The sequence below is a fragment of the Alteromonas sp. AWJ4_197 genome, assembly GCF_056160285.1.
Window position 1 is genome coordinate 362,547 of record NZ_JBSWWW010000006.1, and the last position, 25,015, is coordinate 387,561.

Sequence of the window (25,015 nt, forward strand, 5' to 3'; positions counted from 1 at the left end):
ACTAAAAGCCCGCATTTTACCTGCATTTTCCCCTTCAGGGAAATGCTGCTAAGGGATTATTTTTTCATTCATTTCAGTTTTTTAAACCATGCGGGTGGATACCCTTTCAGATTCAGGTACAATCAGCGCTCAGAATGAAATCAGTAAAACATACCCACGACATGCCCATGGACATAAATGCGATCCGCGAGCTGACAGCTGCGGACATGAAAGCGGTAAATGCGCTTATACAGCAGCAAGTCGACTCAGAAGTTGCTCTAATCAATCAGTTAGGCTTTTACATCGTCAACAGTGGCGGAAAAAGGCTGCGCCCGTTGTTGTCTGTTCTGGCAGCGAGATCAATGGGGATCACAACAGATCAGCATCACACGCTGGCCGCGATCATTGAATTTATCCACACATCCACTTTGCTTCATGATGATGTGGTTGATGAATCCACATTACGCCGGGGTCAACAAACGGCGAATGCAATATTTGGTAATCAGGCAAGCGTACTGGTGGGCGATTTTCTTTACTCCCGTTCATTCCAGATGATGGTCGATCTGCAAAGTATGCGTGTCATGGAGATTTTATCTGACGCAACCAACCGTATTGCCGAAGGTGAAGTATTGCAGTTAATGAACTGTAATGACCCGGACACCACAGAAGCCCGCTATTTTGACGTAATTTACGGCAAAACTGCCCGCTTATTTGAAGCAGCAACACAGCTTGCCGCTGTGCTGACGGGGCAGCCTGAGCACATTGAAAAAGCCATGCAGGATTACGGTAAACACCTGGGCACCGCTTTTCAGTTAGCTGACGACATTCTCGATTATGCGGCTGATAAAGACGAAATGGGTAAGAACACCGGCGATGATCTTGCAGAAGGTAAGCCTACCCTGCCCCTGTTGTATGCCATGTGGCACGCTGAAGATGAAGCGGATAAACAACTGATCAGAGAAGCCATTGAGAAAGCAAATGGCCTGCCTCACCTGTCACGAATAGTCAATATTATGAGTGAAACCGGTGCGCTGGAATATACCAAACGCTGCGCGGATGAAGAAACGCAGAAAGCCATAGCCGCATTGGCTCCAGTGCCGGAATCTGACTACAAACAGGCGCTGATTGCATTAGCGCATATCGCTGTAGAACGAACTAAATAAGACTTCTCAGGCCCGATGTTGCGGGCCTAATTCTCAACCATAAATCCGATCATACCCATCAAGAAACCTGCAATAGCCCCCATGGGTGGCAGCCATTGTTTTTCCACGTAAATTTGCGGTGCCATATCCTGAAAGACAGAATAAAGGATCCCTCCGGCGGCAAACAACATTATGCCACCAATGACTGTGGGATAATCAGCCAGCCAGTAAAATCCGGCGACGGCCATCACCGGCCCCAGCAACGCCATTGCAGCAAACTTCCAAATCAGTTTATTCTGATACTTTAAATTTCCGCCTGTCATTTCGCGGTAAGCATTAAAGCCCTCCGGCAGGTTCTGAATAGCAATCAGCAAACCAAGTAACAGGGTTCCACCTCCGGATGCTGCAGTCGTTCCCAACGCCAGAGATTCAGGTACAAAATCACTTAACATTGCCGCTAACTGACTGGCCGGAGTGTTCTGTCTGGCCAGATAGATATCCAGACTCATGAATACCAGAGCGCCTGCGGTAAAACACAAAGTGGCAGTCAGAGGTGTATGCGCAGTGATGCCCTCAGGCACCAGAACGAGTGCTACAGCTGAAAGTAGTGCTCCCGCCCCGAGCGCCATGATGCCGTGGCGAATTTCCTGCTCCAGCCACTCAGGCTGAATGCGGTCATTCCTGGCCAGTAACGCTCCGGCTGGCATAGCTAATCCGGCAATCAGCGCAATAAAGATCACGCTGATCAGGTTGTGATCCACCACAGATCTGACTCCTTAATTCAAACCCAAATCACGGGTCATATTCTCATTTCTGTCCCGGTGTACAATGATATTGTCTTCAATACGGATCCCGCCGAAAGGCCGGTACCGGTCAACAATATCCCAGTTAATGTACTTAGAGTTATCGCTGGCTTTCAAATTGGACAGCAGCGTGTCGATGAAATATAACCCGGGCTCGATAGTGAAGATCTGACGGGCTTCCACCACGCGGGTACAACGCAGGAATGGATGCTCTTCTGGTGCCGGTTTTGGCGTACCGCGGTCATCAGCTACCAGCCCGCCTACATCATGTACCTGTAAGCCAAGGAAGTGGCCTATACCGTGAGGAAAGAAAGTACTGGTGATTTGTTTTTCAACAATTTCCTGAGGCTTAAGATTGACCAGTCCCACATCATGAAGAATTTGTGCAATGCCATCGTGGGCAAGAATATGAATGTCGGTATAAGCAACACCGGGTTTAAGTGCATTGCCTAATGTCACCGTAACTTTATCAACATGTGCGATTAGCTCAGCGAACAGAGGATCTGAGTGGCTGTACGTCCGCGTAATATCGGCGGCATAACCATGAAAAGAGGCACCGGCATCAATGAGAAACGAGCGTGACGTATCCGGCGCTGCATTGTCACAATGCATGTAATGCAGAATAGATGCATGCTCGTTGAGCGCAATAATACTCGTGTAAGGTAAGTCGTTGTCTCCCTGACCCGCCGCGCTGTTGTAAGCCTGCTTAATGGCAAACTCACTTTCACCTGCCATAAATGCTTCGCGGGCAGCACGGTGCCCCTGCACAGCCAGTTTATTGGCTTTGCGCATACACAGCATCTCGTAATCAGTTTTATACGCCCGCTGAAAGTGCAGGTAATTTAACGCCCGGTCCGGATTAACAATGTGGAATCCCAATGCGCTGGCCACTTCAATATACTCACCTACATAGGCATATTTCTGCTTATCGTAAGGCAAATGTTTTTCAACAGCGTCAGCCTGCTTTAGCAGGACGATATCGAACTCAGCCGTCCAGAAGTCATCCGGTTCAGGAGGTACTTTGTGCCAGAAATCCACAGGACGGTAAAAAATGAGTTTCGGTTTATCGGTACCGTTCACAACCAGCCAGCAATGCGGGTTATCTACAACAGGCACCCAGGCTTTGAAATGAGGATTCACCTTAAACGGATAATCATTGTCATCGAGGAAAAGCCGTTTACTTTGTCCCGCATGAATAACCAGCCCGTCCAGACCTTCCCGCTGCAAAGCTTCTCTGGTACGGGACTGAAGTGTCTCAATATGTGCGCGGTAGGACGCGGTAAGTGTGGTCATAAACCCTCATATATTCTGTCGTTAATTGTTTTAATTTGTAAAAGACCGGCGGTATGCCACCGGCCTTATTTGGGTGCGTAAGTGCCGCCTGCCCTTCCTCCGGGAGAAGAAAGGCCGGTAGCCGGCGGAATAGCAGATTTTGCCAGTTGCTCAAACAGCCCTGAAGACTCACCCAGCTGATGTTCGTAAATATAACGGTATGCCATCACCGCTTTTACGTAACTGCGGGTTTCTTTATATGGAATCGTTTCAATCCAGATATCCGTTTCTACGTTTTTGCCGGCAGGTAACCATTCCATAACCCGCCGCCACCCGGCATTATATGACGCCGAAACCAGTACCGGATTATCGCCCATTTTGTCCATCAGATAACGCAGGTACTGCACACCAAACTGAACATTCTGACCTGCATCAAACAATTCATCTGTGGATACTCTTTTTTCGGCAATGTATCCCGCAGTGCCCGGCATTAACTGCATCAGGCCGCGGGCACCGGCAGGAGACACAGCATCGACCATAAACGAGCTTTCCCGGCGGGCAATTGCCATGGCAAATGCAGGCTGGATATCGTAGGCCCGTCCGACATCATCAAACTGTTCGGCATAGGCCATAGGGAAGCGCTTCTCCACGTCATCCAGAAAGCCGCTTTGAGTAAAACTGATGATTGCCTGGTCGAACCAACCCCACTCGCTGGCCAGTAAGGCCGCGTCCTTCACTTGCGAAGTATCCAGTGAGTTCACCAGATAACGCCACTCACGTCTGGCATCAATTAAGCGGCCAAGAGCGAGAAATTCCTGCGCCCGCTTTGCCGCCGGACGCTCAGCAATCATCTGCATATTTTCGTCACTGCGGGGCGTAGAGATGTGTTTCAGCGAAGGTTTCTCATTAACTCTGGCACTGGCCATAAAACCGTAATAGTTCCGTTCCTGAGCCAGTTCACGATAACGGATACCAGCCTGCTCCTGTAACCCCATCGCCTCGAGACTGCGGGCCTGCCAGTAACGATAGGCTTCATCCTGCTGCACATATTCCGGTGCTGCCGCGATTAGATCCAGCACGTCCTGCCATTTTTCATGACGCAACAAGTAAGACATATGCCAGCGTTTTACGTCATCTGCAGCACCACTGACATCAGCCCGCTTTAACCATTCATCTGCTTCCGGTTTGTCGTCAATGGCAAGACTCAGAGCAATTGCCCTGGTCACATCCAGTTGCTGCTGATGCGTTAACACATCCGCCGGCTGCCAGAGGTACCAGGCTTTAATTGCATCACCGGCATCCCGCCAGGCAAGCTTTTCCATACCGTAAGCAAGAATTTTTCCTTCTGTTTCTTTATTCTTCAGCGGAAACTGAGACTTCTTCAGTACCAGTGATGATGAAGTACGGATACGCTGCCATAAATCAGCCAGATATTGTTCTTTTGCAGGAAGCTTACGCTTCAGGTAAGGAATAAGCTTCGGGTTACCGGACAACGCCGCTTTCTCAATTCGACCTAACACCATGTCACCGGTCATCATGCCGGCCTGCTGCCATTTTTTGAATACAGGGTCACATTCGTCCGGTTGTGAACGGCCTGCCAGCCAGATGGGCTCAACTTTTTCTAACCAGTATTCAGGCTGGCCCGCGTCTTCCAACTGATATTGCAGATATTGACACGTAATGGTTGCCCCCATGCCATCGCGATAATTAGCAAGAAACGCTTTCTTTTCACCATGAGTAGCCAGGTAACGGAGCCAGCGGCCACGTAAGCCATAGGTAAAAGGCTGGTTGTGATAATTCAGCAGGAAAGACTCTATGTCTTCACGGTGAGCTATGTCCATCCGCTGATCGATTTGCTGCCGCAAAAGATAAGGATAAAGGGGATAGTCTTTTAATGCGGCAACATCGTCTTCCAGCGCAGCCACTTTTTTCCGGCTGGCGCGGCCAAGCTGTTTTTCGAGCTCAGTAAACTGTGCCCGCTTTAACTCTGATTCGGGAGAAGAAGGCGTTGGCTGAGCTTGCACAATACCTGCAACACTCATCACACCCAGCCAGAAACTGGCAACAAGAAAAGACACCGGAATGCGCTTCACGGAAGCGGCCGAAGATACTTGCATTCAAAACCATCCATCCAAAAACGAGTGAATGACAGGGGCGTTACCAGAAAATAAGGGGTAAAAAACAAAACAACCCGAAAATTTAAAATAGCGCTGGCGAACACCCGATTTCCTTACCATTATACAACCTTGTGATGTGAATTCGAGCTTGATTTTTTGCTGTTCAATCGCCATTTAGGAAAAAAATGTAAACACTTGTTTGAATTTTTATTGAAATTTTCCGTGGCATTGTCACAATCAAGCCACCCTAACACGTCAGAGTAAGACACCGGCTTGCAGTTCCGGTTCCTCATTTCTGACATCCTCGCCATTGCCGAAGGAGACGAGAATGATATACGAAGGCAAGAGTCTGACCGTTACGTTGTCAGATGATGGTATTGCTGAACTGGTTTTTGATGCACAAGGTTCAGTCAACAAATTTGACCGCCAGACGGTAGCTGAACTGGATGAAGCCACTGCGGCTATGGCTGCTCATGGTGGCATTAAAGGTGCAGTAGTAAGAAGTGGCAAACCGGCTTTCATCGTGGGTGCTGATATCACCGAATTTACGGCTATGTTTGAGCAACCGGAAGAAGAAGTGCTTGCGTGGGTAGCTAAAACATCACAGGTATTCGATCGCTTTGAAGATCTTCCCTTCCCCACCATCGCAGCGGTAAATGGCTTCGCGCTGGGCGGTGGCTGTGAGATGGCACTGGCTTGTGATTTCCGCGTTGTTGACACTACCGCTTCTATTGGCCTGCCGGAAGTCAAACTGGGCCTGATGCCAGGCTTTGGTGGTACCGTTCGCCTCCCCCGCCTGATTGGGTCCGATAATGCTCTGGAATGGATGACCACCGGCAAAGACAGAAAAGGCCAGCAAGCACTTGATGAAGGTGCGGTAGACGCAGTCGTGGCACCGGAGAAGCTTCTTGATGCAGCTACCACAATGGTAAGCAATGCCGCTGCCGGCAAGCTGGACTGGGAAACCCGCCGTGCAAATAAAAAAGCACCGTTAAAACTGAATCAAAATGAAGCAATGATGAGTTTTTCCACGGCGCAGGCATTCGTAGCGGCCAAAGCAGGTAAACATTATCCGGCTCCCCACATGATGGTAGAGACCGTTAAAAATGCAGCCGGCCTGGATCGCGACGGCGCGTTGAAACTGGAAAACCAGGGCTTTGTTAAACTGGCTAAAACCGACGCGGCACAAGCTCAAATCGGTATTTTCCTGGCTGACCAGCTGGTGAAAGGCAAAGGCAAAAAAATGGCCAAAGCCGCCACCAAAGAAGTCAAACTTAATGCGGTTCTCGGCGCCGGCATCATGGGCGGTGGAATCGCTTATCAGAGCGCATCCAAAGGCTTACCGGTAGTGATGAAAGACATCAACACTCCGGCGCTTGATTTAGGCTTGAGTGAAGCCGCCAAAATTCTGAATAAAGGCATGGAGCGCGGCAAAGTCGACGCGAAGAAAATGGCAGCCACGTTAAATGCCATTACCCCGACTCTCGAATACAGCACGCTGAAAGATGCAGACGTTGTCATTGAAGCGGTTGTCGAAAATCCGAAAGTAAAAGGCATCGTACTGAAAGAAGTGGAAGGTGTGGTGGCAGATGACGCCATTATATGTTCAAACACATCCACCATTTCCATTAACCAGCTGGCTGAAAACCTCGACAAACCAGAGCGCTTCTGTGGCATGCATTTCTTTAACCCCGTACATCGCATGCCGCTGGTAGAGATCATCCGTGGTGAGAAAACCACTGACGACACAATTAATGCCGTCGTTGCTACCACGCTGAAAATGGGCAAAACCCCCATTGTGGTCAATGATTGCCCCGGCTTTTTAGTGAACCGTGTGTTGTTCCCTTACTTTGCCGGCTTCAGCAAACTGGTACTAGACGGTGCCGATTTCGTTGCGGTTGATAAGGTCATGGAGAAAGACTTCGGCTGGCCAATGGGGCCTGCTTACCTGCTGGATGTGGTAGGTATGGATACGGCTGATCACGCTGCGGGCGTTATGGCTGAAGGTATTCCGGAGCGCATGGCGAAACTTGAGAATGATCCGGTCACTTTGCTTTACGAAGCGAAACGCCTGGGTCAGAAAAACGGCAAAGGCTTTTATAACTTCGGTACTGACAAACGGGGACGTCCCAGTAAAGAAGCCGCAGAAGAGGCTTACAGCCTGATCAACGCAAACACTGCTGAAACAAAAGCCTTTGATAAAGAAGAAATCATTGCCCGCCTGATGATTCCTATGGCAAACGAGGCTATCCGTTGTCTGGAAGAAGGCATTGTTGCCAGTGCTGCAGAAGCCGATATGGCGCTGCTTTACGGACTGGGATTCCCTCCTTTCCGTGGCGGAATTTTCCGTTATATCGAAACACTGGGCCTTGAGCAGTTTGTTGCTCTGGCAGACAAGTATGCCCACTTAGGTCCGATCTATCAGATTTCCGACGGCGTGCGCCAGATGGCCGCTGACGGTAAGTCTTATTTCGCGTAACGGAACCAGGGAGAAGAATATGAAAGATGTAGTAATTGTTGATGCGATTCGCACACCTATGGGCCGTTCCAAAGGTGGCGTATTCAGAAATGTCCGTGCAGAGACTTTATCTGCCCACCTGATGACCGCATTACTGAAAAGAAACCCGAACCTCGATCCTGCTGAGATTGAAGATATTATCTGGGGTTGTGTGCAGCAAACGAAAGAGCAGGGTTTTAACGTTGCCCGAAATGCGCAGTTGCTGACTGACGTTCCCCGCTCCACAGCGGCAGTGACGGTGAACCGTTTGTGCGGATCTTCTATGCAGGCCCTGCATGATGCCACCAGCGGTATTATGAGCGGTCGCGGTGATGTATACATGATAGGCGGCGTTGAACACATGGGTCACGTTCCCATGACCTTCAACGTCGATTTCCACCCTGCTCTTGCTAAATATACCGCCAAAGCATCGGGGAATATGGGTATGACTGCCGAGCTGCTCGGTCGTCAAAACGGCATTAGCCGTGAGATGCAGGATGCCTTCGGCGCCCGCTCGCACCAGCTGGCTCATCAGGCCCACCTTGAAGGTCGTTGGGCAAATGAAATTGTACCCGTTGAGGGCCATGATGCAGACGGCGTGCTGACAATGGTTGATTATGACGAAGTCATTCGTCCCGAAACGACCGTCGAAACCTTATCCGGCTTACGCCCCGTATTTGATCCGGTAAACGGTACAGTCACCGCCGGTACCGCCTCTGCAATATCAGACGGTGCATCAGCCATGCTCGTTATGTCAGCTGACAAAGCGAAAGCACTGGGCTTAACGCCACGGGCAAAAATCCGCTCAATGGCGGTGGCAGGTTGTGACGCTGCAATCATGGGTTACGGCCCTGTACCAGCCACTAAAAAGGCGCTGCAACGGGCGGGTCTGAGTATGGATGACATTGAAATTGCCGAGTTCAACGAAGCTTTCGCTGCACAGGCATTGTCGTGTATCAAACAACTGGGCTGGCTGGAAAAATACGATGACCACGTCAACCTGAACGGCGGTGCCATCGCACTTGGTCACCCGCTGGGTTGTTCAGGCTCACGTATCAGCACCACCTTGCTGAACCTGATGGAAGCGAAAGATAAAACTCTGGGCCTCGCCACCATGTGCATTGGCTTAGGTCAGGGTATTGCTACCGTCTTCGAACGTGTTTAATCTTTTATAGATTACTCTGAAGAAAGGGCCTGCGGGCCCTTTCTTTATGCCCGGATATAGAAATTGGATTAGTACTGCATAAGCCTTACAACTAAACCTGCCGGGGTATACAGATCCCTGCTACACTCTGCTATATTGAAAGTTCAACAATTAACCGTTGCAGGGAATAAAATGAAAGTGATTTTCAGATGTCTGGGGCTTTTCCTCTTGCTGATTGCAGCACTTACTGCATACAGCGCAGGACATCAAACCGGTGCATTTCTTTTTGTTGTACTTGGCTTCGTGTTAGAAGGCGTGTTCTGGACGGGTCTGTTTCCCCGCAAACGTGCCGGATAAAACTGAAAGACTCAAGCACGTGCATTTAATCACCGTGCTGTAATCTGATGACGATTTCAATACCACCATGGATGGCTGAAATCCACATACTGAGGATCAATTTCTGCAGTATAAGGGGGAGCGAAGCTACGCCAGAAAACCCCGGAGAATTCTGCTGCATTGATTGTCAGCTTTCCTTCTTTCTCGTACTTTTTCAATAATTTGTTGTAGGCGCCTACCGGATATTGAGGGGTGTTGGAGCGAAAGACAACTGCACCGCCAAACTCCTCGAACATCGCCTTTTCAACTTGCCAGTGTTTAACCTGTTCTGAAGCAATCTCCTGCACACTACGTTTTGGTGGCGGAGTAAATGCTGATGCCAGCTCTTTATCTTCTTCCGTCTCGGGTTCTGGCGGAGGGGTAGCGGTATCCAGACTGTCTTTAAACACTTCAACGAAACGTGCCACCAGTTCAGCGTCCGGTTCGATACCTTTAGATTCAGCATAATCCTTTAACACACCATCCACAATGATTTCGGTGAGTCTGGCCTGCTGAAATTGCGCTACGGCCATTTCTCGGGACACATTCATAGTTTTAGCCAGTGCATTGAGCTGCTTCTCTGTGGGCGATACAGAGCGCTCTGTCACTGGTTTACCCAGCAAAGTAGCCACTACATTTTGTTGAGCATGCGCAACTGCGGATAACGTTGTGCCTAAAATGAATAAAAGAAAAAGTCGCTTAAACGGATACGACATGAATGCTCCTTGAAAAGAATACCGGTATGTTAAACCACGCGGTTGTCCATAAGCGTGATACACAGAATAAAAGCAAATAACAACGGTTCAAACAGTAACATAATGTAACCTTGCCGGTGATGCTAATAACTAAGTGTAACAATTCAATAAAAGCGGAAAGAGAGAAAATTGCAACTGCAATTAAGACGCGATGACAATCGCCGATGATAAACGGTGGGGGAAATAAAAAACGGTGACAGATGTCACCGTTTTTTTGAAATCAGATAGCGTTGACGTTGGCAGCTTGAAGGCCTTTTTGACCTTGCTCAACTTCAAACTCAACTCGCTGACCTTCGTTCAGGGTTTTGTACCCTTCAGAAACGATAGCACGGAAATGTACGAATACATCTTTGTCGCCGCTATCCTGAGTCAGGAATCCATAACCTTTATCTGCGTTAAACCATTTAACGGTGCCTGTAACTTTAGACATGTAGACCTCAAAACTTTCAATAAAACTGCGCCAAAGGCGCTTTACTCGTGGCCTCATTGCAACGGGATATTTGGGTCTTACATGGGATGGACAAACAACTTACAACAATTACAGGTGTAACCAGAGCGTTCAAAACATCATGGTAGAAACAAAAATAATCTCGTCTTAAAAAGACCTTAGGCTAAAACAGCCTAAAACCACTATAACAGTTGGCGGGAAAAATGATACAAAAATTCACCGCTAACAGAAAATTATCACAATTTCGTAACCGGAGTGTCAGATTCCCTTACTTACGAAGACTTGGGGTGACTATGACGCCAGCCCTGAATCCAGCAACCCAACCCCACTACACCGCTCAGTGCAGCGAATGACCAGTGGTGAACATATACAGGCAGAATGGCCGCCACAATGATAAACGTGGACCCGACCACCACCCAATGATTGGCCTTGGCTGTTTCCAGCTGCAAACGTGCCAGCTCCTGATGATTTCTGGCTATTTGCACAGGCATGGTTTTTACCTGCCTTAAGCTGTCATAGAGCAGATCAGGCATCTCCGGCAATTTCTCGGACCAGAAAGGCAGGTTATCTTTTACCTTGGATAACATGGCACGGACACCAACCTGTTCTTTCATCCAGTTTTCGAGAAACGGTTTTGCCGTTTGCCACAAATCCAGTTGCGGATAGAGTTGCCGCCCTAACCCTTCGATATAAAGTAATGTTTTTTGCAGCAAAACAAGCTGAGGCTGCACCACCATATTGAAACGCCTGGCCGTATTAAACAGCTGAAGCAGAACGTTGCCGAAAGAAATCTCTGCCAGCGGCTTCTGGAAAATAGGCTCGCACACCGTCCGGATTGCCATTTCAAATTCATCGATATTAGTATCGGCAGGTACCCAGCCGGAATCGGCATGAAGTTGCGCCACCTTGCGGTAATCCCGGTTAAAAAAGGCAATAAAGTTTTCCGCCAGGTAACGCTTATCTTCTCTGTTAAGCGTACCCACAATGCCAAAATCGATGGCAATATACTGCGGATTTTCGGGGTGCTCTGCAGAGACAAAAATGTTTCCGGGGTGCATGTCAGCATGGAAGAAGCTGTCACGGAACACCTGGGTGAAAAACACTTCAACACCACGTTCTGCCAGCTTTTTCATATTGGTATTTTGCGCCAGCAGGGCTTCAATATTGGAAATAGGAATACCGTATATACGCTCCATGACAAGCACGTCATGACGGCAATAATCACCGTACATCTCAGGAACGTAGAGGCTCTGTGAGCCTTCAAAATTTCTGCGCAGCTGTATGCCGTTCGCCGACTCACGCATCAGATCCAGTTCATCCACAAGGGTTTTCTGGTACTCGGTAACAACCTCCACCGGACGCAAGCGCTTGCCATCAGGCAACCACTTCTGCAGTACGCCGGCCAGGGTATACAGCAGTTCCATATCTGCGTCGATAGTTTTGCGGATCCCCGGTCGCAATACTTTTACCACCACATGCTGACCATTCTCTTTTAATACCGCGGCATGAACCTGGGCAATAGAAGCTGATGCAAGAGGTTGCTCATCGAACTGGCTGAACACCAGGTTCAGCTTAGGTATATTCAGACTTTTCAGCACGATAGCTGTGGCGGCGTCGCTGGAAAAGGGCGCCACTTTATCCTGTAGCCTGGCCAGCTCATTGGCGATTGCCGGTGGCAGTAAATCCCGCCGTGTAGATAACATCTGACCGAACTTGATAAAAACCGGCCCCAGCGCCTGCAACGCCAGGGTTATCCGTTCGCCGGCAGATTTATCTTTATGTTCGTTGCTGATCCAGAAAATCAGTTTCCGCGCCAGGCGGGCATACCAGGGTAACCAGCGGGATGGAATTAGCTCATCAAGACCATGTTGCAGCAGAATTTTATTGATGAAATACAGACGACCAATACGCATGAAAAAATCCGGTTCAGGCTTTATCCGTTAGAAGGAGGGTTTTGTTCCAGTTTTGACAGCCGGGCTTCAAAACGGGCCACATCGTCTCTGAGTTCCGAGACCTGGTCAGCATACCAGGTAACCGCTATACGGGGCACAGCGATATCTTTCTCTTCGGTCAGAGCATTACTGAGGCCGGCTTTCGCATTGTTTAAAAATTGCGTGGCAGATTGCCGGGCTTTCGTTAATAACGCAAACGCCGAATGTGCCGTCACATCACCCACGTACCCTGAGGCGATTTCCTCCCAGTCGATGTTCAGTTGCTGAAACAAAGCACTGGCCTGCTGGGCAATATTAAGTTCGCCCTCAACCGACAATTTGCCGGCCTGAATAAGGCTGGTAATTTTGCTGCTTTGCTTCAGCTCCGGTAACACATCCAATCCGGCCCGGACGCAGCAGGTATGCTTATCCAGTTGCGCGACCACATCCTCAAATGTACCGTTTTCACCAAGCACGTCGATGCGATGGGAGAACACCAGCGACAACGCTACCGGCGTGCCGGTAACGAATATGGTAAGCCGCTTACCGTTCAGAGGCTTTAAACGTTCTGCAGCATGCTTATCCAGCGCAAGCAAGCGGTTAAGAGCCGTTTCAACAGCGGCCGTAACCAGTGCAATGGCAGGCATTAAAACTTGAATCCCCGGTGTAACGCCACGATGCCGCCGGTCAGATTCTGATAGTCACACTGTTCGAAACCCGCCTGTTCAAACATGCCCTTCAATGTCTCCTGATCCGGATGCATGCGGATACTTTCTGCCAGATACTGATAGCTCTCAGCATCATTGGCCACAAGCTGACCCATTTTAGGAAGAATGTGAAAAGAATACATATCGTACAGTTTACTGAGCTGCTCAGTGGTGGGCTTAGAAAACTCAAGCACCAGTAACCGGCCCCCCGGTTTTAATACGCGGTAGATAGAATTCAGGGCGTTCTGTTTTTCAGTCACGTTACGTAAACCGAATGCCATGGTCACCACATCAAAGGTGTTATCAGGAAACGGCAATGCTTCGGCGTCGGCCTGCACATAATCGATATTGTTAACCAGACCCCGGTCACGTAATTTGTCACGGCCAACTTTCAGCATGGACAGGTTAATATCTGCCAGAGTGACCTGACCTGCAGGGCCTACAAGTCGTGAAAACTTTGCTGTCAAATCACCGGTACCGCCGGCGATATCCAGCACTTTATGCCCTGTGCGGACGCCTGAACAGTCAATGGCGTGGCGCTTCCACAAACGGTGAATGCCTAACGACATTAAATCATTCATCACGTCGTATTTAGCTGCCACAGAATCGAAAACATTGGCAACTAAAGATGCCTTCTGTGTTTTATCGACCTGTTTATAGCCAAAATGGGTTGTGGATGTTTCCGCAGCGGTATCTGCCCGGCTCGCCGTATTATCGCTCATGGCTGTCCTGTCTTTAAATTTCAGTATGAAGAAGTGTACCCAAAAGCGGTAACGAACGACAGTGGTTTGCCGCCGCTACGCTTATTTAGATCAAACTTTGCAGTGTTCTCCTGACGGTGAACATTAATTTCCGTTGGGGCCCCAGCTTAGTGACAATGTCTGGCTGATTTCCTGCAGCGACAACCCGCTTTCCTGCTGCCATTGGGCAAAACAGGCGTTTGCAGCTTTCAACGACTTCTGGCTGGTCAGTGAACCGTCGATGATTTCGTGCTTGCGCAGGTAGTCTTCCACATCACGGGAAAACAAAAAAGTATCAACGCCCAGCGCACGTAAAGTATAAGGTCCCGTATTGCCGCCCAGACGGGCACCGTGCTTTTTCAGATACAACCAGAGTTCAGTGATACGTTCAGGGCCGAACCCAGCAACAAATTCACCGAAACTATTATGATGATGTTTGATGTCCTGAATCATCATAGCGTTGTCACGCACAGTCATGACCTTTTTGTAATTGCGCACGATGCGTTTGTCAGTGGCTTTCTGCTCAAGCATTTCATCGGGCATAAGCAACACTTTCTCAATATCAAAGCCAAAGAAAACGGTTTCAAAATCCGGCCATTTGGCTTCAATAACCCGCCATACAAACCCGGACTGAAACACTTTCTTTGTCATTGCCGCTAAGAAACGGTCATCAGGAATGGCTGCTACATCTTTTGCTGATAAAGGCTGACTGACTAAATGAGAAAGGGCGGCAGCGCCGCCCTTTCTCTGTGCCGCCCGTTTTTGAATTTCTGAAAACGGTTCGGCAGCCATCAGGTTCTGATCCCCGAGTGGCGAAGCAATGCATCTACCTGAGGCTCACGGCCCCGGAACGCAACGAAAAGTTCCATGGGCTCTTTACTGCCGCCCATCTCAAGGATGTTTTCTAAAAACGCTTTGCCTGTATCACGGTTGAATATACCGTCTTCTTCGAATTTGCTGAACGCGTCAGCAGACAGCACTTCAGCCCACTTGTAGCTGTAATAACCTGCTGCGTAGCCGCCGGCAAATATATGGCCAAAGCTGTGCTGGAAACGATTGAATGAAGGCGGTGTAACCACGGCAACCTGCCCGCGCACGCTGTCGAGTACTCCCTGAACATCCACATTCGCACCATCCTGTTGATGGATTTTGAAATCAAATAAACTGAATTCCAGCTGACGCACCATCTGCATGGCAGAGTGGTAATCTCTGGCTGCCAGCATTTTATCCAATAGTTCATCGGGTAACGGCTCGCCGGTTTCATAGTGACCGGAAATAAAGGTTAACGCCTCTTCTTCCCAGCACCAGTTTTCAAGGAACTGACTTGGCAGCTCTACGGCATCCCAGGGCACGCCATTGATACCGGAAACGCCGGCAACAGACATTTTAGTCAGCATATGATGTATGCCGTGACCAAACTCGTGGAACAAGGTAACCACTTCGTCATGGGTGAACAATGCCGGCTTGCCGCCCACAGGGCCATTAAAATTACAGGTCAGATACGCGACCGGTAATTGCAGCTCACCATCCACTCTGTAGCGGCGTACACGACATTCATCCATCCATGCGCCGCCACGCTTTTTAGCACGTGCATATAAATCAAGGTAGAAACTGCCCCTCATCACATCCGCGTCATCAGTAATCGTGAAGTAGCGTACATCGTCGTGCCATACATCGATTCCCGGCTGCTCAACAATCGTCAAACCATAGAGCTGATGCACAACGCGGAACAGCCCATGCAACACTTTGTCTTCGGGGAAATAAGGACGCAGCATTTCATCAGAAATGGTGTATTTTTCCTGCTTCAGTTTTTCACTGTAGTAAGGTAAATCCCAGGCGTTCAGTGACGTAATTCCGAAACCGGATTCAGCAAACGCTTTGACTTCCTCCAGTTCTTCCTGTGCCTGCGGACGTGATTTTGCCGCGAGATCTTCCAGAAATCCTGTTACCTGATCGGTAGATTGGGCCATTTTTGTTGCCAGAGACCGCTCCGCATAGCTGCTGAACCCGAGCAGTTTTGCAATTTCAGTACGCAGGGACAGAGTCTCCTGAATGATGGCTGTGTTATCCCACTGGCCACCATTTGGCCCCTGCTCTGACGCACGGGTCGTATAGGCGCGGTACATTTCTTCCCGCAGGGCAGCATTGTCGGCATACATCATGACAGGCAGGTAAGAGGGTATATCCAGTGTGAACAACCAGCCCTGCAGATCTTTCTGATGGGCTGCCTGCTCTGCCGCAGCAAGTGCGGATTCAGGTAAGCCCGCCAGTTCTGACTCATCGGTAACATGTTTCGACCAGCCCATGGTGGCGTCCATCACATTGTTACTGAACGTAGAAGACAGCTCGCTTAAGCGGGCCTGAATGGCAGCGAAGCGTTTTTTCTCTTCAGGCGGCAGGGCGACACCGGATAAGGTAAAGTCACGGATGGTATTATCAATCAGCTTCTTACGCTGTTCATCGAGGCCGGCAAATTCGTCACTTTCTTTAAGAGATTTATAGGCATTAAACAGGCCTTCGTGCTGACCAACCCAAGTGCCGTATTCAGACAACAAAGGCAAACAGGCATCGTGGGCTTCCCGCAGTTCATCACTGCTGACCACAGAGTTCATGTGGGAGACCGGTGACCACATTTTCCCCAGGCGGTCATCAGCCTCTTCAATTTTTGCCACCACGTTGGCATAGCTAAAATCGTTACTTTCCACCACTTCGTCGATGGTGGCTTTACAATGTTCGATGGCTTTTTCAATCGCTGGCTTAATATCTTGCGGAACGATACCGGAAAAAAGCGGCAGCCCGTCAACTTGCTCAATAGCAGGGGTAGTCATAATGATCTCGCTTGTTATCTGATGTCATGTGACTTTGATTATGGTGGCTAAGTGTCACAGCAGGCAACCGCACAGACTGCCTGCTTCACTTAATAACATTTACTCAGATGTTGGGATCACACAACACAAAAACAAGCGCAGTTACATCATTGACACAAATGGTTGGGTAATCACTACTTTTTCCAGCTCATTTCTCGGTACTGCCTTGCTGAAATAAAAGCCCTGCACCTGGTCGCACCCGATAGTTTGCAGGATCCGGAGCACCTGCTCAGTTTCAACTCCTTCGGCGATGGTCCCGATATTCAGACGCTGGCAGGTTTCAATGAGGCTTTTCACCAGTTCCCGCTTATTGACCTCGTAATCGATGTTGTCCACCAGCGATTTGTCTAACTTCAGTACGTCCACAGGCAGTTTCGCGAGGTACGACATAGAAGTAAAACCGGCACCAAAATCATCGATGGCGATTTTGACTCCCAGCAACTTTAATTGCCAGAGCAGGCCATTCACGTAATCACAGTTGGTAGCAATAGCGGTTTCTGTAATTTCCAGCTCCAGGCATGCAGGGTCCACCGAATAGCGCTCAATTTCGTCTTTTAAGATTTGGACGATCCGGTGGTTTTGCAGCTGTTTGGCCGACACGTTCATGGAAATACGCTTGATATCAGGGCTGAAACGCATCAACTCAGAGGCACTACGTACACTCTGGCGCAACACCCACTCGCCAATGGCTTCAATCTGACCGTCGAGTTCAGCCAGACGGACAAACTCTGCAGGCGGCACCCAGCCAAGATGATGATGCTGCCAGCGCAGCAACACTTCAGCACCTTCCACCAACCCGTTTTTCAATGTTACTTTGGGCTGAAAAGCCAGTTTGAACTGATTATTGTCTAGACCATTTTGCACATCAGCGCGAATAAATTGCTGACGCTGATAACGCTCTATGGTGCCATCGTCGAGATTGGATACGTGGCTGGAGTGCATTTCCCGTAAAATGGTGAGCTCAAGGTTCTTTATCAGTGTGTTGTAATCTACCGGCGATTTCCCGAGTACACGGAAGCCAACGCCCACCTGGCAATACACTGCCCGTTTATCAATACTGTATGTGCGCTGCAGTTTCCGGCGCAACATGGCACACCAGGACTCAAGTTCTTCTTCATTGGTTTCACGCATCTGAAAGGAGAACAACCCGAATTCATCACAACGTACACGACAGTTACCGTCAACAGCATCTTCAATGAGCTGCCCTACCTCACTGACCAGCGCGGCCATAGTATCTTCACCATGACTGTAGGAAACATCATCCATATTCACCAGCTTCACCGCGATAAGCGCAGCGTTGGCATCAATGTTGACCACATTAGGCGCTATCTGAGGCTCACCGGCATCATCTACCTGACGGGTAAGTTCTGCGATGCGTCGTTGCCAGCCATGATTCCGGCGTCCTTTAAAATACTCAAATGCCTGGTCAATTTCATTGATGAGCTGCCCTGCATTCCATGGCTTGGTAAGATATTTATTCGCCAGTCCGTTATTCAGCAAGCCCACCGCCATATCAAAATTGCTTTCTCCGCTCAGCATCAGCGTGATGGTTTGCGGATAAAACTGATTAATATATTTCAGCAGCTCCGCACCGGTCATGCCCGGCATCCTGTGATCTGTAAGTACCACGGCGATATTATTGTTCGCCAGTACCTTCATGGCTTCCTTGCCGTTTTGAGCCGTATGAACGACATAACCTGAGGGACGGACAGCCCGTTTGATTGAACTCAGCACCGCAGGTTCATCATCAACAATCAGCAGCTCCAGTTTGTTCAACCTCGTTACAGCAGCATTAGAACCAGACATGAAATACCTCATTACCGGGGGCCGGAGACCCGGAGTACACGCATCGCATGTACTCGTGTGTTAAAAGCAAAACGCAGGCACGTGACAGTGCCGCTTTTACCTGTAATTATACGATACCATTCCTTTTTACCGTATCTTGTATAAGTACACACTTATAAATTGGTATAATAATTACACAAAAGTAAATTTTCTCTAATCCAGAAAATATAAACACCTTTATTTTCAGAAACTTAAAAATCAAACAAACACTTCAATTGTCACAAATGTCATTTACTATACTTTAGTCTTTATTGTCACTTTAAATTTTCAGTGCTATAAATACAAAGGTCATTATTTGAGCATCTTGCGGAGCAATACTTTATGAAGACGTTAACGTCTGGCGAAATCGCATCTTACTGCGATGTGAATCTCCGAACCGTCATCCGCTGGATTGAAAGCGGAAAACTCAAGGGTTTTAAGTTACCCGGCCGGGGTAACAACCGTGTACTGGTAGACGACTTTATTGAATTTCTCGAACATCACAATATGCCGGTTCCCTCACAATTGCAGGGAGAAGCAACACCTGGCATTTTGATTGTAGACGACGAATTGCCTGTAGCAAAGTCAATCCAGCGCGTAGCGAGGCGTGCGGGCTACGACACTATGATTGCCACCGGCGGCTTTCAGGCAGGTGTCATGCTCAGCCAGCACAATCCGAGACTGATGACACTGGATTTAAGCATGCCGGGTATGGACGGCTACAGTGTTATTCAATTTACCCGCGAGCAGGCAAGATACAAGCGCCTGAAAATCATTGTCATTTCTGCCCTCGACGACAACAGCCTTGAACGGGCACTGGATCTTGGCGCTGACGCGGTACTGTCCAAGCCTTTTTCTAATCATGATCTGACAGAACTGTTAGATAAATTTATGACGGTGTAAGCCCTGTTTGCCTGAGGAGTCTGTCAATGGTGAAGCGTTCTGTATTTTTGCATCCCCCGGTGTTAAGTGCGGTACTGTTTGTCGTGATGACATGTGCCTGTCTGGCATCTGAGCATGACGATACACCGGTGACAGAACTCACAACACCTGATTTTTCTGCGATTTACACGGCAAAACTACATAAATCGGAAATACCCGGCTATTTTTATGATGGATGGCAAAAATCCGGGCAAAGCATGGCAGTAGTTAAAGAAGTAAAATACCCGATAAAAGCACCACATATCTGTGATGCATTACATTTACTCTCCCCTGCCCTGACGCGTAATGACGTTCCGACAGGATATCCGGCTTCGCCACCGGGCTTATTCTTTACCTTTCGCAGTGCGGGCTAACATGACACAACATGAAAATGGCAAAAGCGCAGATCAACTGCAGCTGGAACTGGAGCAAAAAGACAGGTTGATAGACAGCCTGCAAAAAGATCTCCGCGATGCTCAGCGACAACTGTTACAAGCAGAAAAGATGGCCTCAGTCGGTCAGCTTGCCGCCGGCGTTGCACACGAGATTAATAATCCGGTAGGTTTTGTTTCCAGTAACTTGTCCACTCTGGCTGATTACGTTCATGCTTACCAGGAAGTGATGACGCAGGTTCTTAAGCTGGCAAGTCCGGAAAATACTGAGCAGGACACGATTAAATCGAAACTGGCCAGTGCCATTGAAGAACACGATATCGAATTTATCAGCGAAGATATTCTGGCGCTGGTAGATGAATCTGCCGAAGGGTTGGAGCGTGTCAGTGAAATTGTGCGCGGGCTGCGGTTATTCTCCCGTATAGACTCTGACGACCGGCAGTGGTTTGATATTAACCAGTGCATGCGTACCACATTGAGTATGGTAAATAACAAACTGAAATATATTTGTCAGCAGGAATTGCGTCTCGAAGATATACCAAAGGTGTATATAAATGTAGGGAAAATTACTCAAATCTTTACTAACCTGTTAATAAATGCTGGTCAGGCGATTGAATCTACCGGCAAACAAGGGCAAATTATTGTTAAGTCATGGCATGAAGGGGACTATGTTCATATCAGCGTGACTGATTCCGGCTCCGGAATTAAACAGGAGCACCTCGATAAATTGTTTCATCCGTTTTTCACCACCAAGCCTGAGGGGCAAGGTACCGGACTGGGTTTATCGATTTCATTTGGCATTGCCGAAGAACATGGCGGCGAATTGAAAGTCGCCAGTAAAGAAGGCGTAGGCAGCACCTTCACATTAAGTCTGCCGACGACCGGCCCGGAAGATGAGCAGGAGCCGGAATCAGACTGCTAAAGCCGGCAGCAGCAAGCGTGGTTCACAGGAGAATACATGAGCGAGCAGACGCCCACTCAAGAGGAAAAGAAGTACACGATTCTGTTTGTCGATGATGAGCCGAATATTCTTCGGGCGCTGAAGCGTGCCCTGTTCAAAATGAATATAAACATGTTGCTGGCAGAGAGCGGCAAGAAAGCCCTTGAGTTACTGGAAAGCCACACAGTTCACGTTGTGGTATCTGACATGAAGATGCCGCATATGTCAGGCGCAGAATTGCTAGAACAGGTTGCCAAATTATATCCCGACACATTCCGTGTCGTCCTCACCGGTTTCGCAGACATTGATTCAACCATAAAGGCCGTTAACCAGGGCAAAATCCACCGTTATCTTCAGAAACCCTGGGACAATCAGGAATTAATGAATACCCTGGAAGAAGGGCTCGAGCGGGTTAAATTAAAAGACGAAAATGCCCGACTGCAAAAACTGACAAGACTGCAGAATAAAAAGCTTAAGGACATTAACGCCAATCTAGAACAAACGGTGATTAAGCGGACTAAGCAAATCAAACTGGCGCTTCAGCGCATTGAGAAACACAATCTGGCACTTGAGCAGGTGTTATTCAATGTGATCAGCATCAACCCTGATATAGATGGCAAGTTTGCCATTGAAGTCAGTGAGCTTGCGACCCTTTTAGCAGAGCGTGCCGGATTACCCGCAGAGGAAATTAAACTGATCCGTTATGCCAGCTTAATTTGTGAACTGGGATGTCTCGGTCTGACACCGGCGGATTATGCGCCTCCGTTTAACAAGCTGAACTACGAGCAACAAAAGAATTTTCTGTCGCAAACAAAACAGGCGGCCACTATCCTGGCACCTGCCCAGCATCTGCAACCGATTTCTGACATTATCGAATTACAGTTTGAACACTGGAACGGTTCCGGTTTGTATCACAAGGTGGCGAAAGAGATCCCTGACGGTGCCCGAATTTTATCGATAAGTCGCGACTACTGGCGGTTAATCACCGGACGCCTGACCGAAAAACACATGACACCGAACGAAGCCAAGCAGGAACTTAAGAAACACCGCAACACACGTTATGACGCAACGTATCTGGATATCCTGCTGGAATCACAGGAAATCGGATTGCCTAAGCACATAGACAACACGTTTACTGCCAACGAGCTTACCCCCGGCATGGTACTGGCGGCCAACCTGTACAACGACAGTCATATTCTGATTTTGCCGGAAGGGCATGTATTTACCGAGTCAACGATTGCCAAACTATGTCAGTTCGAAGATGACCACGGCAAGATGTTTGAAATCACGATTAAAGCTGGCCGGCTGGACGTGGGTGAATCAGAAAATCAGGCCGAACCCGAATCAATCTGACGATTCGCGGTAGAGGGGAAACGACAGGGTAAATTCAGTCCCCTCGTTGATTGCGCTTTCCACCGACACAGTGGCGTTATGCGCCTGTAAAATTCCGTGAGAAATCGACAACCCCAGCCCCGTTCCCACTCCGGTGGGCTTGGTAGTGAAAAATGGCGAGAAAATTTTCTGCTGAGTGACCTTATCCATGCCGACGCCAGTATCTTTCACTTTCAGAATAAGACGGTTTTCCGTACTGCTTAAGTCTAGTGATAACACGCCTCCAGCTGGCATAGCATGCGCTGCGTTTATCATCATATTAATCATCACCTGCTCAAGCTGTGAAGCATCCCCCACACAGTAAGGGGTGTCTGTGTGAACATCGACCTGAATCTGATGATGATTATCGAAACGGGTTTTAGTGAGCTTCACGCACCGCTGTATAACATCCTGTAAAGACAACGGCATCATCTTACCTTCGCCCTTCCTGGAAAACGCATATAAATCACTGACTATGTCGCGAATACGATCAATACCACTGACATTAGTTGCTACGATCTCATGGGCATCTTCTAATAAAAATGACAAATCGTATTTGGCTTCCAGTTCCTGCAACATCTCTGAGCAACCAGGTTTAGTTTTCGCCCACTGTGCGATTTCTGCAAACAGTTCTTCAAACGTTTCCACATACTGCACAAGGGTTTCAAGGTTAGAGCGGATGTAACCGATGGGATTATTAATTTCGTGAGCGATACCTGCAGTGAGTTTGCCTAACTCCGACATTTTCTCAGCCTGTACAAGCTGAGCCATGGTTTCTGCCATTCCCCGGGTCATTTCATCAATGCGGGTTTGCGTACTGTCCAGCGTGGTTTTGCGCCGGCATTGCACCATTCCATTCTGAAACCAGCTAACCAGGGGCACAAAAGCATTCAATGCCTCATCACTCAATGGCTTTTCAAGCACGATGATCAACCACATTTCCGGGTGACCATTGTCAGCAAGCCGCAAACAAATAAAAGGGTCGTCATCTCCGTCGTAAAGAAATGTGTCATCAGGATAAGCCGCGTATCGCTTTCTCGCCCGCTCACACAACGCATCAAGTTCAGCATCATCGCCGGACCAGGCTTCTTCTTTGAATACCCGCAATGAGGAAACCAGAGAAAGTTCTTCGAACCAGAAAGGTGTATAGAAGCCGCAGCGGGCCTCAAAATGATTGACCAGCAGCTCAATGTATTTATCCAGCAGAGTGTGCAAAGAGCAGTCCAGGCACAGTACACTTCCCAGCTCTTGCATGAGTATGTGTACAGATTGATTACCGCGCGTGTCATTTACCTGAGGCATACTACTCATATCCCATCGCATAACCCGTTAGACTTTATTTCTTGCTACTTCGTAGTGTAGACAGTTGTTGCATTTTGAGCGAAGAAATTATTCGTGCCAGAATAGCTATATTACTCTTAACGGGCAAATGATTATGAAAACCTTTGATTATATCTGTATTGGTGGTGGCAGTGGCGGGATCGCATCGGCCAACCGGGCAGCAAAGCACGGCAAGAAAGTCGCACTCATTGAAGGTGCTGATATTGGCGGTACCTGTGTAAACGTGGGCTGTGTGCCGAAAAAAGCAATGTGGTTCGGCGCGAACGTGGCAGAAGCCATTCATAAGTATGGCCCTGACTATGGTTTTGATGTCACCGTCAATAACTACAGCTGGGAAGTGATGGTGGCCAACCGTCAGGCGTACATTGAGCGTATCCACGCTTCCTATGATCGCGTGCTTGGTGCCAACGATATTACCGTTATTAAAGGCTTTGCAACATTCGTTGACGATCACACCATTGAAGTAGATGGCGAGCAGTACACCGCAGAACATATCACCATAGCCGTTGGCGGTCGTCCGCGCTTCCCGGATATTCCCGGTGCAGAACACGGCATCGACTCCGACGGCTTCTTTGCCCTGCAAACACAGCCCGAACGGGCAGTGGTTGCAGGAGCCGGCTACATTGGTGTGGAACTGGCGGGCGTACTGCATTCACTGGGCACAAAAACCGATTTGGTTATCCGTCATGGTCAGCCACTTCGTCATTTCGACCCCATGATTGCTGAAACGCTCACGGAAATTATCGACAGCGAAGGCCCTGCCCTGCATAAGTTTTCAGAAATTGAAAAAGTGGAAAAGCAGGATGACGATTCACTGAAAATCACCCTTTCCACCGGTGAAATCATTGAAACCGATGTGCTTATCTGGGCCATTGGCCGGGTACCATCCAGCGACAAGTTGGCGTTGGAAAACACCGGTATCGACACCGACGATAAAGGTTTCATTAAAGTTGATAAATTCCAGAACACCACGGTAGATGGCGTGTACTGTGTGGGCGACGTTACCGGCCATGCAGAGTTGACGCCGGTTGCCATTAAAGCCGGACGTTTGCTCAGTGAACGCTTGTTCAATGGCCAAAGCGATGCGCACCTAGATTACAATCTCATCCCAACCGTCGTATTCAGCCACCCGCCAATAGGCACTGTGGGCATGACAGAGCCGGAAGCAGAAGAAGCCTACGGTAAGGAAAACCTGAAAGTTTACACGTCATCGTTTGCCGCCATGTACACGGCTGTCACCAAACACCGTCAGGCTACGAAAATGAAGCTTATATGCGCCGGTGAAGAGGAACGGGTGGTTGGCCTGCACGGTATAGGAATGGGCATGGATGAAATTCTGCAGGGTTTTGCTGTCGCCATGAAGATGGGCGCAACCAAAGCCGATTTCGACAGCTGTATTGCGATTCACCCCACCAGCGCCGAAGAGTTTGTCACCATGACCTGATTTGC

The 25,015-nt window shown here is 48.8% G+C and carries 21 protein-coding genes; 9 read left to right on the top strand and 12 right to left on the bottom strand.

Going from position 1 to position 25,015, the window contains the following annotated elements:
* Nucleotides 1–167 precede the first annotated feature (167 nt).
* On the top strand, nt 168–1,142 hold the full coding sequence (ispB, locus tag ACXAGC_RS15430; RefSeq protein ID WP_349584550.1) for an octaprenyl diphosphate synthase: 975 nt from the start codon (nt 168–170) through the stop codon (nt 1,140–1,142).
* A gap of 26 nt (nt 1,143–1,168) precedes the next feature.
* On the opposite strand, the gene ACXAGC_RS15435 is transcribed toward ispB, so the two are convergent.
* From ACXAGC_RS15435 to ACXAGC_RS15445, 3 genes are all read right to left on the bottom strand, one after another.
* Nucleotides 1,169–1,828 (bottom strand): ZIP family metal transporter, encoded by a 660-nt coding sequence (locus tag ACXAGC_RS15435; protein WP_474845370.1) that lies wholly within the window; start codon nt 1,826–1,828, stop codon nt 1,169–1,171.
* Nucleotides 1,829–1,897: 69 nt separating this feature from the next.
* Complete coding sequence (gene pepQ / locus ACXAGC_RS15440) at nt 1,898–3,217, bottom strand: Xaa-Pro dipeptidase (protein WP_474845207.1); 1,320 nt, start codon at nt 3,215–3,217, stop codon at nt 1,898–1,900.
* Nucleotides 3,218–3,282: 65 nt separating this feature from the next.
* Nucleotides 3,283–5,313, bottom strand: a complete 2,031-nt coding sequence (locus tag ACXAGC_RS15445; RefSeq protein WP_474845209.1) for a transglycosylase SLT domain-containing protein — start codon at nt 5,311–5,313, stop codon at nt 3,283–3,285.
* A 328-nt stretch (nt 5,314–5,641) separates the two neighbouring features.
* On the opposite strand from ACXAGC_RS15445, the gene fadB reads away from it, so the two are divergent.
* From fadB to ACXAGC_RS15460, 3 genes are all read left to right on the top strand, one after another.
* Entirely contained in the window at nt 5,642–7,792 is a 2,151-nt protein-coding gene (gene fadB / locus ACXAGC_RS15450) for a fatty acid oxidation complex subunit alpha FadB (RefSeq protein WP_474845211.1), read from the top strand.
* A 19-nt stretch (nt 7,793–7,811) separates the two neighbouring features.
* Nucleotides 7,812–8,975 (top strand): acetyl-CoA C-acyltransferase FadA, encoded by a 1,164-nt coding sequence (gene fadA, locus ACXAGC_RS15455; RefSeq protein WP_119499987.1) that lies wholly within the window; start codon nt 7,812–7,814, stop codon nt 8,973–8,975.
* A 171-nt stretch (nt 8,976–9,146) separates the two neighbouring features.
* The gene (locus ACXAGC_RS15460; protein WP_181013645.1) at nt 9,147–9,311 is read left to right on the top strand and encodes a hypothetical protein; all 165 of its coding nucleotides are present in this window, start codon (nt 9,147–9,149) and stop codon (nt 9,309–9,311) included.
* Nucleotides 9,312–9,367: 56 nt separating this feature from the next.
* Here the strand turns inward: ACXAGC_RS15460 and ACXAGC_RS15465 are convergent, their stop codons facing one another.
* The 8 genes from ACXAGC_RS15465 to ACXAGC_RS15500 form a co-directional block, all read right to left on the bottom strand.
* On the bottom strand, nt 9,368–10,045 hold the full coding sequence (locus tag ACXAGC_RS15465; RefSeq protein ID WP_474845214.1) for a hypothetical protein: 678 nt from the start codon (nt 10,043–10,045) through the stop codon (nt 9,368–9,370).
* A 259-nt stretch (nt 10,046–10,304) separates the two neighbouring features.
* A complete protein-coding gene (gene cspE / locus ACXAGC_RS15470; protein ID WP_108568737.1) occupies nt 10,305–10,514 on the bottom strand; it encodes a transcription antiterminator/RNA stability regulator CspE in 210 nt (69 codons plus the stop codon).
* A 290-nt stretch (nt 10,515–10,804) separates the two neighbouring features.
* Nucleotides 10,805–12,445: a ubiquinone biosynthesis regulatory protein kinase UbiB gene (gene ubiB / locus ACXAGC_RS15475; RefSeq protein WP_474845216.1), complete on the bottom strand. Its 1,641-nt coding sequence runs from the start codon at nt 12,443–12,445 to the stop codon at nt 10,805–10,807.
* A gap of 20 nt (nt 12,446–12,465) precedes the next feature.
* Nucleotides 12,466–13,110 (bottom strand): ubiquinone biosynthesis accessory factor UbiJ, encoded by a 645-nt coding sequence (locus ACXAGC_RS15480; RefSeq protein ID WP_474845218.1) that lies wholly within the window; start codon nt 13,108–13,110, stop codon nt 12,466–12,468.
* A complete protein-coding gene (gene ubiE / locus ACXAGC_RS15485) occupies nt 13,110–13,892 on the bottom strand; it encodes a bifunctional demethylmenaquinone methyltransferase/2-methoxy-6-polyprenyl-1,4-benzoquinol methylase UbiE (RefSeq protein ID WP_474845220.1) in 783 nt (260 codons plus the stop codon). Before ubiE ends, ACXAGC_RS15480 begins: the two co-directional genes overlap by 1 nt.
* Nucleotides 13,893–14,015: 123 nt before the next feature.
* Entirely contained in the window at nt 14,016–14,702 is a 687-nt protein-coding gene (locus ACXAGC_RS15490) for a DNA-3-methyladenine glycosylase I (RefSeq protein ID WP_474845222.1), read from the bottom strand.
* Entirely contained in the window at nt 14,702–16,738 is a 2,037-nt protein-coding gene (prlC, locus tag ACXAGC_RS15495; protein WP_474845224.1) for an oligopeptidase A, read from the bottom strand. Before prlC ends, ACXAGC_RS15490 begins: the two co-directional genes overlap by 1 nt.
* Nucleotides 16,739–16,879: 141 nt before the next feature.
* A complete protein-coding gene (locus ACXAGC_RS15500) occupies nt 16,880–18,583 on the bottom strand; it encodes a two-component system response regulator (protein ID WP_474845226.1) in 1,704 nt (567 codons plus the stop codon).
* A gap of 360 nt (nt 18,584–18,943) precedes the next feature.
* Here ACXAGC_RS15500 and ACXAGC_RS15505 point away from each other — a divergent pair, with 360 nt between their 5' ends.
* From ACXAGC_RS15505 to nosR, 4 genes are read left to right on the top strand one after another with little or no spacing between them, the layout of a single operon-like run.
* Nucleotides 18,944–19,504, top strand: a complete 561-nt coding sequence (locus tag ACXAGC_RS15505; protein ID WP_119499978.1) for a response regulator — start codon at nt 18,944–18,946, stop codon at nt 19,502–19,504.
* 26 nt (nt 19,505–19,530) lie between these two features.
* Nucleotides 19,531–19,896: a hypothetical protein gene (locus ACXAGC_RS15510; RefSeq protein WP_474845229.1), complete on the top strand. Its 366-nt coding sequence runs from the start codon at nt 19,531–19,533 to the stop codon at nt 19,894–19,896.
* Nucleotide 19,897: 1 nt separating this feature from the next.
* On the top strand, nt 19,898–20,836 hold the full coding sequence (locus ACXAGC_RS15515) for a sensor histidine kinase (protein ID WP_303573862.1): 939 nt from the start codon (nt 19,898–19,900) through the stop codon (nt 20,834–20,836).
* A 36-nt stretch (nt 20,837–20,872) separates the two neighbouring features.
* The gene (gene nosR / locus ACXAGC_RS15520; protein ID WP_474845231.1) at nt 20,873–22,207 is read left to right on the top strand and encodes a response regulator c-di-GMP phosphodiesterase, NosR family; all 1,335 of its coding nucleotides are present in this window, start codon (nt 20,873–20,875) and stop codon (nt 22,205–22,207) included.
* Here nosR and ACXAGC_RS15525 read toward each other — a convergent pair.
* On the bottom strand, nt 22,199–23,536 hold the full coding sequence (locus ACXAGC_RS15525) for a sensor histidine kinase (RefSeq protein WP_474845233.1): 1,338 nt from the start codon (nt 23,534–23,536) through the stop codon (nt 22,199–22,201). The two genes, nosR and ACXAGC_RS15525, sit on opposite strands and share 9 nt — an antisense overlap.
* Nucleotides 23,537–23,660: 124 nt before the next feature.
* On the opposite strand from ACXAGC_RS15525, the gene gorA reads away from it, so the two are divergent.
* Nucleotides 23,661–25,010 carry a glutathione-disulfide reductase gene (gene gorA, locus ACXAGC_RS15530; RefSeq protein WP_474845235.1) on the top strand — a complete coding sequence of 450 codons (1,350 nt, stop codon included), beginning with the start codon at nt 23,661–23,663 and terminating at the stop codon, nt 25,008–25,010.
* Nucleotides 25,011–25,015 lie beyond the last annotated feature (5 nt).